The organism is Streptomyces cathayae (assembly GCF_029760955.1).
Lineage (GTDB): Bacteria > Actinomycetota > Actinomycetes > Streptomycetales > Streptomycetaceae > Streptomyces > Streptomyces cathayae.
The window spans coordinates 4,117,445-4,132,367 of sequence record NZ_CP121682.1 but is presented as its reverse complement, the minus strand read 5'-3'; the positions used below and the strand labels follow the sequence as shown (position 1 = coordinate 4,132,367).

At 71.3% G+C, this 14,923-nt stretch carries 10 protein-coding genes and 2 tRNA genes; 7 read left to right on the top strand and 5 right to left on the bottom strand.

Annotated features, from left to right (window positions below):
- Positions 1-58 precede the first annotated feature (58 nt).
- Positions 59-967, bottom strand: coding sequence for a DUF2797 domain-containing protein (locus PYS65_RS18790; RefSeq protein ID WP_279335103.1), 909 nt, complete (start codon positions 965-967; stop codon positions 59-61).
- 137 nt (positions 968-1,104) lie between these two features.
- On the opposite strand from PYS65_RS18790, the gene PYS65_RS18785 reads away from it, so the two are divergent.
- The 5 genes from PYS65_RS18785 (at position 1,105) to PYS65_RS18765 (ending at position 7,787) form a co-directional block, all read left to right on the top strand.
- Complete coding sequence (locus tag PYS65_RS18785; RefSeq protein ID WP_279335102.1) at positions 1,105-1,536, top strand: DUF7144 family membrane protein; 432 nt, start codon at positions 1,105-1,107, stop codon at positions 1,534-1,536.
- 49 nt (positions 1,537-1,585) lie between these two features.
- Positions 1,586-2,128 (top strand): potassium channel family protein, encoded by a 543-nt coding sequence (locus tag PYS65_RS18780; RefSeq protein ID WP_387036515.1) that lies wholly within the window; start codon positions 1,586-1,588, stop codon positions 2,126-2,128.
- 267 nt (positions 2,129-2,395) lie between these two features.
- Positions 2,396-3,793, top strand: a complete 1,398-nt coding sequence (locus tag PYS65_RS18775) for an FAD-binding oxidoreductase (RefSeq protein WP_279335101.1) — start codon at positions 2,396-2,398, stop codon at positions 3,791-3,793.
- A gap of 873 nt (positions 3,794-4,666) precedes the next feature.
- Positions 4,667-5,473 (top strand): ribonuclease BN, encoded by an 807-nt coding sequence (locus tag PYS65_RS18770; RefSeq protein ID WP_279335100.1) that lies wholly within the window; start codon positions 4,667-4,669, stop codon positions 5,471-5,473.
- A gap of 562 nt (positions 5,474-6,035) precedes the next feature.
- Entirely contained in the window at positions 6,036-7,787 is a 1,752-nt protein-coding gene (locus PYS65_RS18765) for an alpha/beta hydrolase (RefSeq protein ID WP_279335099.1), read from the top strand.
- A gap of 41 nt (positions 7,788-7,828) precedes the next feature.
- Here PYS65_RS18765 and PYS65_RS18760 read toward each other — a convergent pair whose 3' ends face one another.
- Both PYS65_RS18760 and PYS65_RS18755 read right to left on the bottom strand, forming a co-directional pair.
- On the bottom strand, positions 7,829-8,563 hold the full coding sequence (locus PYS65_RS18760) for a CPBP family intramembrane glutamic endopeptidase (protein WP_279335098.1): 735 nt from the start codon (positions 8,561-8,563) through the stop codon (positions 7,829-7,831).
- A gap of 196 nt (positions 8,564-8,759) precedes the next feature.
- On the bottom strand, positions 8,760-8,891 hold the full coding sequence (locus tag PYS65_RS18755) for a hypothetical protein (RefSeq protein ID WP_279335097.1): 132 nt from the start codon (positions 8,889-8,891) through the stop codon (positions 8,760-8,762).
- 104 nt (positions 8,892-8,995) lie between these two features.
- Between PYS65_RS18755 and PYS65_RS18750 the strand changes: the two genes are divergently transcribed.
- Positions 8,996-9,352, top strand: a complete 357-nt coding sequence (locus PYS65_RS18750) for a carboxymuconolactone decarboxylase (protein WP_279335096.1) — start codon at positions 8,996-8,998, stop codon at positions 9,350-9,352.
- A 164-nt stretch (positions 9,353-9,516) separates the two neighbouring features.
- Here the strand turns inward: PYS65_RS18750 and PYS65_RS18745 are convergent.
- Positions 9,517-9,589, bottom strand: a tRNA-Arg gene (locus PYS65_RS18745).
- 202 nt (positions 9,590-9,791) lie between these two features.
- Positions 9,792-9,882: transfer RNA gene (locus tag PYS65_RS18740), tRNA-Ser, on the bottom strand.
- A gap of 414 nt (positions 9,883-10,296) precedes the next feature.
- Between PYS65_RS18740 and PYS65_RS18735 the strand changes: the two genes are divergently transcribed.
- The gene (locus PYS65_RS18735; protein ID WP_279335095.1) at positions 10,297-14,871 is read left to right on the top strand and encodes a hybrid sensor histidine kinase/response regulator; all 4,575 of its coding nucleotides are present in this window, start codon (positions 10,297-10,299) and stop codon (positions 14,869-14,871) included.
- Positions 14,872-14,923: the final 52 nt, after the last annotated feature.

Sequence of the window (14,923 nt, the reverse complement as noted above, 5' to 3'; positions counted from 1 at the left end):
ACCGGACAGTCCGACGGACCGGCCGAGCCCGCAGGCCCGGTACGGAGCCGGGCCGGCATCAGAACAGCCCGTCCTGCACCCCCGCCCCCTCACCGGCCGCCCCCCTCAGCGCCCTCACCGGCAGGTCGAACCCCCGCCCCGCGCCCGGCACCAGCCCCCACCCGGTCAGCAACCGCGTGTCCAGCACCACGACCCCGCTCCCGTCGACGCTCCCGCTCCCGCTCCCCGTCGCCAGATGCAGATCCGGCCCCGCGGCGGCCACCAGCTCCCCGCTCGCCGCACCCCCGGCGACCAGCTCGCTCACCTCCCCCGCGGCGGCCGGCACCCCTGCCGGCCCGAACACCCGCACATGATCGACGGGCCGGAAGGGCGCACGGTCGAGCGACTCGGGCCACCCGGTCAGGGCGACCGCCTTCGCATGCAGTTCCGCGAGCTCCGCCGCCCGCTCCGCCGCCGTGCCCGGAAGCACCGCCCGCACCGCCCGCTTGTCGGCGTACGGAATCCGGTCGGGCACGCGGAGCGCGGCGCGCAGCAGTTCCTCGGTGCGCCGCGCCGCCATCAGCGGCCCGCTCCCCAGCCAGCTGAAGCAGACCGCCCCCTGCTCCAGCAGCCGCGCCGATCCCCGCTCCACCCCGGTGATCCCGACCTTGGCCATCCCCGGACCGAACCACGCCAGGTACACGCGGTACGGCCGCGGATCGTCCGCGAGGGTGTCGGCGGCCACGGAGTGCGCCCGGTCCAGCCGCGCGCACTCCTCGCAGCGCGCCCCCGTACTCCGCCCCGGCACCACCACGCCGAGCGGGCACGCGTGTCCCCGTGCCCCCACGCATGTCCGCACGCCCCCTTCCTCGACCCCGAAGGCCACCCGTTTCCCCCAGGTCAGCGCGGTGCGCCGACCGCCCTCCCACTCCAGCACGGGACCCTCCGCCGACCAGCGCAGTCCCGAGCACTTCCATGTCCGTGCCATCTCTCACGAGCGTAGGGCCGACCACTGACATCGACGGCGGCAGGCGCCCCACCGCCCACCGAGGTGCCGCCCGCCCTGCCCGGTGCAAACCTGGAGAAGGGGCCGTACCGCTCGGGGACGACCGAAAGGGCGAACACATGGCCAGCAACGTCGGCGGAACGCACCACCGAACCGAATGGGCACCGCGCAGCACCTGGGCGATGGGCTGGACCGCGGCCGCGGCAGTGCTGATGACCTTCGGCGGAATCATGGCGATCTTCGAGGGGATCGCCGCCATCGCCAAGGACGACATCTTCGTCACCACCCCCAACTTCACCTACGCGTTCAGCCTGACCGGCTGGGGCTGGATCCATCTGATCCTCGGCGCCCTCGCACTGGCCGCAGGGATCGCCCTGTTCAGCGGGGCGACCTGGGCCCGCGTCACGGGTGTCGTACTGGCCGGACTGGGCATGATCGCCAACTTCGTGTGGCTGCCCTACGCACCGGTCTGGTCGATCACCCTCATGGTCGTCTACGGATTCGTCATCTGGGCCCTGTGCGCACCACGCGACGAGCCGAGCCGCACCTAGAACACCGGACACCGGACACCCTTCACTCCCGCCGATCCCCGGCACCCCCATGAACAGCGGCCGCAAGCCCTTCACACCACGGGGCACCCCGTGGTCCTGGTTCGTCCAGGCGGTCGGCGCGACCATCATGGTCACCGCCTACTTCCTGCTCCCCCTCGACGGCCTGGGCCCACAGCGCCCCGCCCTGAGCTGGACCTTCTTCGTCCTGGCCCTGGCACTCATAGCCGCCCTGCTGCTCCAGCAGATCGCCCATGTCCTCCTCGACCGTCCGCACGCCCGTCCCGGACTGGTCATCCCCCTGCTGATGTGCCTGACCATCCTGGTCTTCGCGACGGCCTACCAGGCCCTGGCCCAGCACCCCGGTGAATTCATCGGCCTCAGCACCCGCCTGGACTCCCTCTACTTCACCCTGGTCACCCTCGCCACCATCGGCTACGGCGACATCACCCCGCACGGCCAGACGGCCCGCCTGGTCGCCATGCTCCAGATCCTCTACACCTTCATCTTCCTCACCGCGGCGGCCACGGCCCTGAGCCGCCAGCTCCGCACGGCGTTCCTGCGCCGCGAAAGCAGCCACCGCAGCAGCCCCTGACACCGGTCGCCCCCGTCACCGACCAACCGGACGGCCCCTCGCACCGACAGCCGACAGCCGACAGCCGAACACCAACGACCGCACGCCGAGTGCCGGACACCGGACACCGACATGTCGCGCGTCACAGTCCCCGGCGTCACACTGGGCACAGCGGCGGATTCGATTCCCGGGCCCCTGGACGAACGCCGGCCGAACCGGCGACTTCGTGCGGCCCCGGCCATCCGGCTCCGCGATCCCTCCCCGTCCAAGTCCAAGGGACGTTCCACCATGAGTGGCATCGACGCACCTGCCCTCGACAGTCTGCGCGCGGCCTTGCGGGGACGTGTCGTCACGCCGCAGGACGCGGAGTACGACAAGACCCGCAGCCTCTACAACGCCATGATCGACCGGCGTCCGGCCGTCATCGTCCAGTGCCTCGGGGCGGCGGACGTGCGGGCCGGCCTCGCCTTCGCCCAGGAGACCGGCGTCGACGTCGCGGTACGCGGTGGCGGGCACAGCGGGCCGGGGCTGTGCCTGATCGACGACGGGCTGACTCTCGACCTGTCCCCGATGCGCTGGGTGCGGGTCGACCCGGACACCGAAACCGCGCAGGTGGGCGGCGGCAGCCTGCTGGGCGATGTGGACCACGAGGCACACGCCTTCGGCCTCGGCATGCCGACCGGGATCATGTCGACCACGGGGGTGGGCGGTCTCACGCTGGGCGGCGGGCACGGCCACCTGACGCGTAAGTACGGCCTGACGATCGACAGCCTGATCGCCGCGGACGTCGTCCTGGCCGACGGCAGCGTCGTCACCGCCTCCGAGAAGGAGAACCCGGATCTGTTCTGGGGGCTGCGGGGCGGCGGCGGCAACTTCGGCGTGGTCACCTCGTTCACCTACCGGCTGCACCCGGTGCACACGGTCGGCGTCGCGGTCACCGTGTGGCCGATCGACCGCGCGGCGGAGGTGCTGCGGTGGTACCGGGACTTCCTGCCCGCCGCGCCGGAGGACCTCACCGGCTTCTTCGCGGTCCTGGCGGTCCCGCCCGCTCCGCCCTTCCCGGAACCGATCCACGGGCAGAAGATGTGCGCCGTGATCTGGTGCTGCACCGGCGATCTGGAGGCCGATCGCCTGGAGGAGACGCTGTCCGTGGTCAACGACCCGGCGCCGCCGGCCTTCCACTTCACCACCCCCATGCCCTACCCCGCCCTGCAGAGCATGTTCGACGAACTGATGCCCAAGGGGCTGCAGTGGTACTGGCGCGGCGACTTCTTCGACGGCATCTCCGACGACGCCGTCGCGGTGCACGAGAGGTACGGCCAGGGCATCCCCACCGGGCTGTCGACGATGCACCTGTACCCCGTGGACGGGGCGGCCCACCGAGTCGGCCCCGAGGAGACCTCCTGGGCCTACCGGGACGCCGTGTGGTCCGGCATCATCGCCGGCATCGACCCCGATCCGGCCAACGCCGACCTGATCCGGCAGTGGTGCGTCGACTACTGGACCGACCTGCACCCGCACTCCATGGGCGGCTCGTACGTCAACTTCCTCGGAGAAGCGGAGGGCCCGGAGCGCGTCCGGGCCACGTATCGCGGCAACTACGACCGGCTCACCACGGTCAAGCGCGCCTACGACCCGGACAACTTCTTCCACGCCAACCAGAACATCCCGTCGTCCGCCGCATGAGGCGGTCCCCGGCTCCCCTGTCCGGGCACCGGGCTCGCCCACCGGCAGCCACCCCCTGAAACGGGCACGGTGCAGCCGGGCACCGCCGTCAAAGGAAACGCCGAAGGCCCCGGATCTCTCCGGGGCCTTCGACCTCCTGTGCACTCGGCGGGACGAACCTGCAACCTTCTGATCCGTAGGATCGGGCAGCACGCCATGAGGACAGTTCACGGCCTTGGGCTTCGATCGCTGACCTCCGTGATCATGCGCGTCTGTGTGCTGCGGTTGCCGTCAGAGCTGCCGTCACATGGGAACCACGGCGTCGCCGTCAAGTGTCGGCGCCCGTCGCAGCCTCAGCGAACCCGCTGCCGGCGCATCAACCTCACCGGTCCCGGACACCGGGCTGAACAGAGCTCTCCTGTGAGGTGCCACTTCTCCCACCAGTTCAAGGCGGCTCCACCACCCTCTGGGGATGAGCCGCACGCAAGCGATGCGGCTGCACGTGCCTGCGGTGCCGTGCTGTGCGGGACGTGCACGGGGGTGGGGCCGGTCCGCCTGGGGAGGCGTACCGCCGAGTCCTGTGACGACCAGGGCGATCACCGCTGCGGCCTGGGGCCCCGTGGTCAGTCCGGGCACCAGGATGGTGCCGGCGATGGCTGTCCCGAAGGAGGAGCCGAGGTTCGACACGCTGCGGGACAGCCCCGAGACCTCCCCTTGCCGCTCTTCTGGGAAGCTCGACCGCACGACGTTGACCGACGGGGTCAGCATGACGCCCGGTCCGGGTCCGAGGTGAAGGCCCGCTGGGCGAGCTACAGCGCTTCCGCTTGCCCCGGTACGTGCGTTCGCCCCTTCTCTGCCGTGACACGGCCGGTCGACCAAGGTTCACTTCATTGCATGGGCGACGGCAGTAACGCACCCCACCGGCGAAGGCACAGCCGATGGTGGCGTGCAGATCAGCAGTGGCGGGCCGCCGGCCGCCGTTTCGAGGGGAGCGGGGTGGGCCTGCTGTGGGGTCGGCTCTCGGCGGTCGACTTCTTCGGGCACTCCTTTCAACTGGCCTCGCTCGCGTTCTTGTGCTTCTTTCCATTCCTGATCATCATCACCGCGGCGGCAGGCCGCGGGGCCGCCATGGCCGTCGTCAGCTGGCTGGGGCTGAACCAGCAGGCGGCACAGGCCGTGGCATCCCTGTTTGTCCCCGCAACGACGTCGTACCCCCTCACCGGGACGAGCGCCGTCCTGCTGCTGCTCGGAGCCATGGCCGTGGCCGGCACCCTCCAGAGCTGGTACCGGATGCTGTTCAACGTCCTTGGAGGCGGGTGGCGGAACACCGCGGCCCAGCTCGCCTGGCTTGCAGGGCTCCTCGCCTACTCTGCCGCGCAGGCCGCGCTCGGCAGGGCGTTCGGCGGGTGGCTCCTGACCAGCCTGATCGGCTTCCTCTGGGCGGTCGTCTTCTGGTGGGGAAGCTTGTACATCTTGCTCGCCGGTACGGTGGCATGGCGTGCCCTGTTCCTCCCAGCCCTGGTCACCAGCGTCTGCTGGACCGGCCTCGGGGTGTTCTCCGCCCGCTACTTCTCAGCGACGATCGTGGCGAACGAACAAAAGTTCGGCCCTATTGGCGTCGTCATGGTCCTCCTGTCATGGCTGGTGGCAGTCGGCGTGATCATCCACCTGGGGGCCATCGTGGGCCGCATGCTGCGTTGAGCCCCCACCGCACGTTGTGCCCTCTCACCCGAAGCGGCATCATGAGACGCCCATCCGGGCCGTCCTGGGACCGTAAAAGGGCGCTCAACGACGACCAACGGCAGCTAAGTCGCAGGTCGCAGCGTTGATCGAGGGCACGGCCCCAGGTCAGAGACCAGGCCCTTCACTTCTTCGGCCACTGATCGTGCTCGACGGCGTTCACTCGCCCATTGAGTAATCCGATCTCCTGACGGCGACTCCCCGGAGGGGAGAAAACCGGGCTGCGGCCGTCCGGCTGACGTCGCGGAGTCCTGGTGCCACCAGAACCCGGCATTGAGTCGTCCCGGAAAAGCCTCACACGGCTCGGGGGAGCTTGTGCCGGCGGACCCCGGTCCTGCCCGGCACTTCGGGAAGCCACTCACGACTGGGAAGAGATCGCTCCGGCTGGGAAACGAGATGCGTGGAAGCCGGGCCGCACCGAAGCACCTGTCGTGCGCGGAAATCACCCGCAGTGGGCGAGGCCTCAGCAGGCCGGACAGAACTGTGCTGAACACGGCATGACGTCCTCGAAGGGAGTGCGCACATGTCCGGAACACGGGGGCCGCAGGAGCATCCGAACGGGGCCGGAGCGCCCGCTGCGAGTGAGGCCGGAGCGGGTCTGACGGCAGGGGGCGGTACCCCAGGAGGGCCGGCGCAGCCCGCGCGGCACCGGAAGCTGCTGTACGCCACCCTTCCCGGGAGCTGGGGCGCCGTGGTGCTGGGGTGTCTGTCCTTCACGCCTTCGCTGCTCCCGCGCGGGGGTCTGCTCCAGGGGATGATCTGCGGAATCACGGCGGCCATCGGCTACGGGCTCGGCGTACTGGCCGCATGCGTGTGGCGCGCCTTCGCGGACCGGGAGCCCCGGCCTGCGCGACGCTGGTCCTGGCCCGCCTTCTTCATCGGCGCGCCGATCCTTTTCGGTGTCTTCTTCGGGTTCGGGCAGTACTGGCAGTACGAGATCCGCCGGCTGATGGGGGTGACGGACTACAGTGTTCCGCTCGCCGTCGCGTCGCCCTTCATCGCGGTGCTGGTCTTCTGCCTCCTCCTGCTGACCGGGCGTGGCGTTCGCGGGATTTATCGCCGGCTCTCGGACTTGCTCAAGCGCTGGGTCGGGGCACGGGCCGCTCGGGCGGTCGGCTGGATCCTGGTCACCGGTCTCGCCTATCTGATCGTCACCAGTCTTCTCCTCGACGGATGCGTCGCCCTGGCCAATCAGGCTTTCTCGGTGCGCAACACGACGACCCAGGAAGGGGTGCACCAGCCGACCACGAGCCTGCGCTCGGGAGGGCCGGGCTCACTGGTTCCGTGGGGCTCCCTGGGCCTGCAAGGACGCGGCTTCACCGGAACGGGCCCCTCGCCGTCGGACATCACGGGCTTCACCCACCGTCCTGCGGCGGAACCGATCCGCGCCTACGCCGGACTGGCGTCGTCGGGCAGCACCGAGTCCCGTGCCTCGCTGGCGGTCGCCGACTTGAAACGCGCGGGCGGATTCCAGCGCAAGAACCTGCTCGTGGTGACGACCACGGGCAGCGGCTGGGTCGACCCCGCCGCGGTGGACTCTTTCGAGTACCTCGCCGGCGGCGACTCGGCGACCGTGGCCATCCAGTACTCCTACCTGCCGTCGTGGATCTCCTACCTCGTGGACCAATCGAAGGCACGGGCGGCGGGTCGCGACCTGTTCGACGCCGTCTACGACGCCTGGCTGCAGCTGCCGCAGAGCCGGCGCCCCCGCCTGTTCGTCGCCGGGGAGAGCCTGGGATCGTTCGGCAGCGAGGCCGCCTTCAGCGGAGAAGCCGACCTGCGCATCCGTACCGCCGGCACCCTGTTCGCCGGGCCACCCAATTTCAACACTCTGTTCCGGCAGTTCAGCGACCAGCGTGATCCCGGCAGCCCAGAGATCCAACCGGTCTACCGAGACGGCCGGACCGTACGCTTCACAACCAACCCAGCCACGGGCATCCCCCCAGCGGACCGGCCTTGGGACGGCACCCGGGTCCTCTACCTGATGCACCCCTCCGACCCGATCGTCTGGTGGAGCCCCCGTCTCATCTTCAACGCACCGGACTGGCTCACCGAGCAGCACGGAAAGGACGTGCTCAAGGGCATGCTCTGGCTCCCCTTCGTGACCTTCTGGCAGGTCACCGCCGACCTTCCGTTCTCCACCGGCGTCCCGGACGGCCACGGCCACAAATACACCACTGAATACGTAGACGCCTGGAACGCCGTCATGCGGCCCGCCCACGTCACCGCCCAGGACCTCGCCCATCTGAAAGAGGTCATTGCCGCCGAGGGCTGACTCCACACACCCGAGCCCCCGGCAGGGGTCAGGCACCCTTCTCACCGCAACAGGAATCCGACCAGGTAGCCCAGAGCGTTGACAGCCCAGTGCAGGCCCATCGGCGCCAGCAGACTGCCACTGCGCCGACGCAGTTCGCAGAAGATCACACCCGCGGCCGCCGTGAACAGGACCGCTCCCGCGTCCGCGACGACGGAGCCGAGCGCGGAGTGGCCGAAGACCGGGACCAGCCGGGACTTCGCCGCCACCAGACCCAGCGACGGCAGGATGTGCCACAACCCGAACAACCCACTGGACACGAGGGTTGCCCAGACGACGCCACGCGCACGATCCACCAACCCGTACAGGACTCCCCGGAACGCAACCTCCTCCAGCAGGACCGTACCCACAGGGACGGTGATCACCATGCGGAGTGCCACCTGACCGCCCGTGAACCCGCTGTAGCGCTGGTCGGCGAAAAGGCCGCGGGTGCTCGGAAGCAGCGCCGCAGCCAGGTAGACGACGCAGACCAGCCCGATCAGCGCCAGCGCCCAGCGCACACCACGCCCCAGCGCGGATGGGTCCAGTCCCGCGTCCGCCCAAGTGCCACCGGCCCGGAAGAGCACCCCCAGCAACAGCGCGCTGACCAGTACCGCGGTCAGCAGATGGAACGACGGCGCCCAGCGGTTGTCGATCACGTTCGTGAGCGCGAGCACAGCGATCACCATGCCCACGCCCGCGCCGGAGCCGATCGAGCGCCTGGGGGAGGCCCACCAAGGGCCGGAGGCGACCACCACGTGCCTGCTGCTGTCAGGTCCCGACGTGGCGCAGCTCGGTCCACCGGTCCACAGCGTTCCCGCTGCGCGAGGCATGACCGAGGACAGGCTGCGTGATCAAGCAGAGGTTTTCCATGTCCATGATGCGCTCCGAGATCCCGCCGCCCGAGGGATGGGGGACGCCCCAGGGCAGTCGCCACCATCCTGCGGCGGGAAGTCACCGCCCGCCATCCGGGCCACCAGCTGCCACGGACGCTTCCACAATCGGGAAAACGGACAGACGATGCATGAACTGCAGCCACCACAAGATCAGCACGTTCGGTCCCTTGTCCGGCTCGACGCGCGCCATCACCTGAGGGTGCCTACGCTTGAGCAGCAACTGCTGGGCAGGGGGATCTCCGAGTCAAGCGGAGAGCGGTTCACCTCCCTACGGAACCAGAAGGCGGCCCACCCATGGCTACTGCATCTGAGACTCCTGTACTCGACACGATCGCCGCCATGACGATCGACTCCGTCGAGCGCTGCCACATGGACGAGCGAACGCTCATCCATGCCCGCATCGCCGCACTCGTGGCCATGGACGCACCGGCGATCTCCTACCTGGCCCACATCAACCCCGCGATCAAAGCTGACTTCACGGTTGAGCAATTGCAGGACCTCCTTGTCGCAATCGCTCCCGTGGTAGGGACAGCACGCGTCATGTCGGCGGCCGGCCACATCGCGCAGGCGTTCGGTGTCACGCTCGCCCTGGCCGAGAGCGAAGCCGAAGCCATAGCCCAGGCCGAAGCCGAGAGCCGTAACGCCTCCTGAGACAAACCCGACGCGCCGCTGTTCCCATCGAGGGCCCAGGGCACGGTCCCGGAAGACGCTCTCCGCATCGCCGAGAGTCGTGGCCGGCGTCCGGAAGAACCGACGTAACAACCGGCACCACAACACCAGAGGCCCCGGATTTCTCCGGGGCCTCTGGCCTGCTGTGCACTCGGCAGGATTCGAACCTGCAACCTTCTGATCCGTAGTCAGATGCTCTATCCGTTAAGCTACGAGTGCCTGTGTCTTCAGTTTTCTCGCCGCTCCCGGGCCCGCTGGGCTCGCTCGCGGCGACAGGAAGAACATTACATGACCGCCGCCGTCATGTGAAATCCGTTTGGTTCACCCTTTGCGACCTGCGAAAACAAGGGATACGGCGGGGATGAGGGGGCCAGGGACACGACGAAGCCCCGGCCGGGTGGGCCGGGGCTTCGAAACGGTGCGGAGGCGGAGGGATTTGAACCCTCGATGGGCTTTAAGACCCAAACCGCATTAGCAGTGCGGCGCCATAGACCGGACTAGGCGACGCCTCCGTGCACAACCCTTCCGCGCGCGAGCGCGGATCAAGTGGTGCGTGCCGATGATGACACAGTCACGCGTGCCGTCACCAATCGCCCCCCACGGTACTAGGCAGGGTGGCCACAGAGCAAAGCCCTTCCGACCGGCGAGTGGCGGGCGCGTCGCCGGCGCGGCGAGGGAGGCCGGATCGGCACACCGGGGGAAAGGTGTAAAGGTCCCGCAACGGTCCGGTCGGCGTCGGTGCAGGCCGTTGCCGGTGCACGGCGACGCGGGCGTCACATCCCCGTAAACGTTACGTGCGACCTCGGTCTCATCCGGCATCGCGAGCGCAATCCCAACCCTTAGACTCCCTCGAGTGACACGTTGCGGGCCGGTTGGCAAGATGGCCCGCGCGGTCGGCTCGTAGCGGAACAGGGAGGAAGCGTCTCGTGAGCAGCAGGCCATCCCGAGGCACTGCTCGCCTCGCAGCCATACTGGACGCGCTTCCCGACGCCTTGGTGCTGGTCAACGCCAACGGGACGGTCGTCAACGCCAACGCCATCGCCCTCGAGGCGTTCGAGACGCCGGGCACGGCGCTGGTGGGGCGCGGGCTGCTCGATCTGCTGCCGCAGTTCGACTCCAAGCTCATCCCCGGTTCCATGCGCCGGCCGGACCACATCGACCCGCGGGCCCGTACCAAGCCGACGCGCATGGTCGCCCGGCGGACCGACGGGACCGAGTTCCCGGTCGAGGTCACCAGTGCGAATCTGGAGACCGATCAGCAGGCGTACGACACCGACAGCCACGGCTACACCGGCGACGAACTGCTGATGCTCGTCGTCCGCGATCTGTCCGGCACCGTCGACACCGAGGCCGAGCTGGCACGTTCGCAGCGGCAGACCGAGATGATCCTGCGGGCCGCCTCGGAGGGCGTCGTCGGGACGGACACCGACGGGCGGGTCGTCCTGGTCAACCCGGCGGCCGCCCAGATACTGGGGCACCGGGCCAGTGACCTCGGCGGGCGCGAGCTGCACACCCTCGTCCTCCACTCGCGCGCCGACGGCTCCCCCTTCCCGTACGGCGAGTCCCCCCTCGCGGACACCCTGCGCTCCGGGCGCAAGCACCGGGTGCGCGGGCAGGTGCTGTACTCCAAGAGCGGCGACAAGGTGCCGGTCGACCTGACGACCGCGCCGGTGCGCGACGGCGACCAGCTCGTCGGCGCCGTCATGACCTTCACCGACCGGCGGCCCTACGACGCGGTCGTCAAGGAGAAGGAGGAGGCCGAGCGGCAGCACGCCGAGGAGCTGGAGCGGCTCGCCGAGGAGCACGCCTCCGAGCTCACCGCCCTGCGCCAGAAGCACGTCGGCGAGCTGGAGGAGCTGCGCGAGGCGCACACCGAGGAACTCGCCGCGAACGAGGAGCGGTACGCCGCGCTCGGCGAGCGGGAGAAGGACCGCTACGAGGCCCTCTCCGGCCGGCACGAACAGCTCCTCACCCTGCTCGGGCAGTCGCTCAGGAGCCCGCTGGAGGAACTGCGCCGCGAACTGACCGCACTCGCCTCGGACGACGCCGGTCAGCTGTGGCCCGAGGCCAACCAGGTGCTCCACCACCTGTCGGCCGGCTACTCCCGGATCACCACCCTCATCGACAACGTCCTCGGCTACCAGCGGCTCGACGCCGGGACGGAGGGGATCACCCGTACGAAGGTGATGCTCGACGCCGTCGTCGCCGCCGGCGTCGACGGGGCCGTGGAGCTCATCGGGCCGGGCCGGGTGCAGTTCGCCGTGCACGCGCCGCCCATCGAGGCCGAGGTCGACTCACGGCTGCTCGCCACCGCCCTCGCGCATCTCGTCGCGGACGTCGCGGGCGTCGACGCCACCGGCAACACTCGCGTGTCGGCGGGCGGTTACCTGGACAACACGGTCGTGGTCGCGGCGGCACAACGCGGTGAGGTCGTACGCCTCGAGGTGCGCGGGCCGTACAGCGGCGGCGATCCGGTGCACGAGCCGATCGTGCGCGGGATCGTACGGGCGCACGGAGGTGTGCTGCAGACGCACGAGGTGCCGGGGATGAGCGGCAGCGCGTTCGTCCTCGAGGTGCCCATCGGGGGCGGAGCCGGTGCCGTCGCCGCAGGTCAGGGGCAGCTCGCGCTGACTTCCGGGGGGCCTGCGGAGGTTCCGGAGGAAGTACCGGTGCCGGTGCCGGTGCCTTCGCAGGGAGCCGGGCCGGGCTCGGCGTCGGCCCCGGTGTCGGCGGAGGCCTCGGCCGAGGAGGCCGGTCCGGCCGCGGGTGGTCAGCCGGGTTCCGGTGGCGGGCGGCGGAGGGCCCGGCGGGCCTCGGTGGACGCGTTCCTGGAGAGCGGGATGCCGGGGGCCGAGGACGGTTCCGGCTCCGGTACGGATGCCGCGACGCCCCCCACCGGTCGGCGCAGGCGCCGGGCGGCGGCCGCGGCGGAGCCCGCGCAGCTTCCGGCTCAGGCCTCCGGTGAGGGCGCGGTGGTGGTGTCCGGCGGGACCGGGCGGCGCCGTGGGCGGCCGGCCGAGGGCGCGGAGGCCGCTGTCGCCGTCCCCGGTGCGAGTGCGGTCGGCGGGGCCGTCGTCATGGCCGCCGAGTCCGCGGCGGGGTCCGCCGCCTCGAACACCGGGCTGGGCGGGACCGTACCGCCGCAGGGAGTGCCCGTCCCCTCCGGAGGGCTGCGTGCCGGGCAGGTCTCCTGTGAGCAGCACGCCCTGCCGCCCGCGTTGCCCGCTGCGGGCGGTGCGGACGGAACGGCACAGGCCGCTCAGGGCCAGGGCCAGGCGCAGGAGGAGCAGCCCCAGTCGGCCGGGCGGCGTCGGCGGGCGCTGGCGGCGGCCACCGAGCGGGCGGCGGCGCAGGAGGCCGCGCCGCGTACGGTGTTCGCGCTGCCACCCCCCGAAGCGGACCAGGGGGACCAGGGAGCGCAAGCCGGGGTGGTCGAGGGCCCGCAGGAGGGCCCGGTGCCGGTGCCCCTTCCCGGACCGGCCGCCTCCGGTGACGCCCTGCGCGACGGGCGCCATGACGCCGTCCCGCACGACCAGTCCGACGATCACACTCCGCCGCAGCCGCATCCCACCAGCGCCCCGACGGGCCGACGCCGTCGCGCCGTCGCCCAGCCGGCCGAGCAGGGCGCGGGTCCTGCGCCGGTGCCGGTCCCGGCTCCGGTCCCGGCCCCGGCACCCGCTCCGGTCCCGGCTCAGCCGGTGGCGCCCGCGCAGGGTGCCCCGATTCCCCCGCAGGGCATGCCCGTACCGCGGCAGGGTGCGGCCCTTCCGTCGGCCGTTCCGCCGCAGGGCGGGCCTGTGCAGGGTCGGGGCCTCGCCGTCCCCGGGCAGATGCCTCAGGTACAGGCACCGGCACAAGCGGCACAGCCACCGGCACCGGCACCCCTCGACCAGCCCCAGGCGGCGCCCGGCGGTCAGCCGATGCCCCAGCCCGCCGTGCCGGTCCCGGCACAGTCCGCCGCTCCGGCACAGCCCGCCGTCCCGGCCGCGGAACAGCCCGCTTCCGTCGCCCAGCCGCTGCCCGCCGAGGCCGCGCCGAGTCAGGGAACTCCGCCCGACGGGGCTCCGGCCGCGCAGCCGCCGTGGCCCGCCGCCGGTGCACCCGTACCGCCGCAGGGGGCCCCCGTACCGCCGAGCGGTGGGGCGGTGCCCGCACCGGGCACCCCGCTGCCTCCCGAGGCAGCGCCCGTGCCCGTGCAGCGGGCTGCTCAGCCTCAACCTCAGCCGCTGCCGATGCCGGTAGAGGCGCCGGCGCCGGCACCGACGGCGCCGGTGGACCCGAACTCGACGCAGGGGCGTGCGTTCAGCGTGCGCACCCTGGGGCAGGGCGTGCCGTTCACCCGGCAGGCCGTCCAGGTCCAGCAGCCGCTGCCGGCGGCCACGCCTCCCCCGCACCAGCCGGGCGGCTCGGGCCGTCGCCGCAAGCTCGGCACGCGTACCGACCCGGTCGCGGAACACGAACAGGGCGCCCGCCCGCACACGATGGCCGACTCCGCCCCCGCCCAGCGGCAGGCACAGGCAGCGCGCGCACAGACACCGGCACCGGCACCGGCGCAGCCCCAGCAGCCCGCGCCGTCGCCGACGCAGCCTCAGCCGCAGCACTCGCCCGCCGGACAGCCGCGGCTCGCGCCGACCACCGAGGGCACGGGACGCTCGTACGCGATAGGGGCGCCGGACGCGGACGCGGCCGAGGGCCCCGAACCGCTGGACGGTCCGGGCGGGGCCGTCGAGGTGGCGGACCCCCCGCGTCCGCAGCCGATGGACGACGAACTGCCGCCGGAGCCGTTGGACAACCCGCGCCGGCTGCTGGTGTGGCCCGCGCCGGACGTCGCCACGCAGCAGGCGCTGAGCGACCGCGGCTACCGGCCGGTGATCGTGAACTCACGCGAGGAGGTAGACGCCCAGATCGCGGCGTTCCCCGCCGCGCTGTTCGTGGACCCGCTGACCGGGCCGATCACCCGGACGGCGCTCCAGTCGCTGCGGAAGGCGGCGGTGGCCGCCGAGGTTCCGGTGCTCGTCACGGCCGGACTGGGGCAGGCGTCGCGCGATGCCGCCTACGGCGCCGACCCCGCCGTACTGCTGAAGGCGCTCGCGCCGCGTGACAGCGAGCAGCATCCGCCGCGGGTGCTGCTGATCGAGGAGCACGCGGAGATCGCGCTGGCGCTGACCGCGACGCTGGAGCGGCGCGGTATGCAGGTCGCGCGGGCCGCGGGTGATGCGGACGCGGTGACGCTGGCGGGGCAGTTCCGGCCGAACCTGGTGGTGATGGACCTGATGCAGGTGCGTCGGCAGCAGGCCGGGTCCGCCGGGATCATCGACTGGCTGCGGGCGAACGGGCAGCTCAACCGCACCCCGCTCGTCGTCTACACCGCCGCCGTCGGACAGGCCGACCTGCCGCGGCTGGCCTCCGGCGAGACGGTGCTGTTCCTCGCGGAACGGTCCACGAGCGACGAGGTGCAGGACAGGATCGTCGACCTGCTCGCCCGTATCGGCACCAACTGAGCGACGGCGTACGCCGGGTGGGAACGGACCGGGGTTCGTCCGTTCCCACCCG

Bases quoted from the DNA above. Each gene is read 5' to 3' on its own strand.
- PYS65_RS18765 (WP_279335099.1), top strand. From the start codon at position 6,036: ATGTCCGGAACACGGGGGCCGCAGGAGCATCCGAACGGGGCCGGAGCG.
- PYS65_RS18755 (WP_279335097.1), bottom strand. From the start codon at position 8,891: ATGGCGCGCGTCGAGCCGGACAAGGGACCGAACGTGCTGATCTTGTGG.
- PYS65_RS18785 (WP_279335102.1), top strand. From the start codon at position 1,105: ATGGCCAGCAACGTCGGCGGAACGCACCACCGAACCGAATGGGCACCG.
- PYS65_RS18780 (WP_387036515.1), top strand. From the start codon at position 1,586: ATGAACAGCGGCCGCAAGCCCTTCACACCACGGGGCACCCCGTGGTCC.
- PYS65_RS18750 (WP_279335096.1), top strand. From the start codon at position 8,996: ATGGCTACTGCATCTGAGACTCCTGTACTCGACACGATCGCCGCCATG.
- PYS65_RS18790 (WP_279335103.1), bottom strand. From the start codon at position 967: ATGGCACGGACATGGAAGTGCTCGGGACTGCGCTGGTCGGCGGAGGGT.
- PYS65_RS18775 (WP_279335101.1), top strand. From the start codon at position 2,396: ATGAGTGGCATCGACGCACCTGCCCTCGACAGTCTGCGCGCGGCCTTG.
- PYS65_RS18770 (WP_279335100.1), top strand. From the start codon at position 4,667: ATGGGCGACGGCAGTAACGCACCCCACCGGCGAAGGCACAGCCGATGG.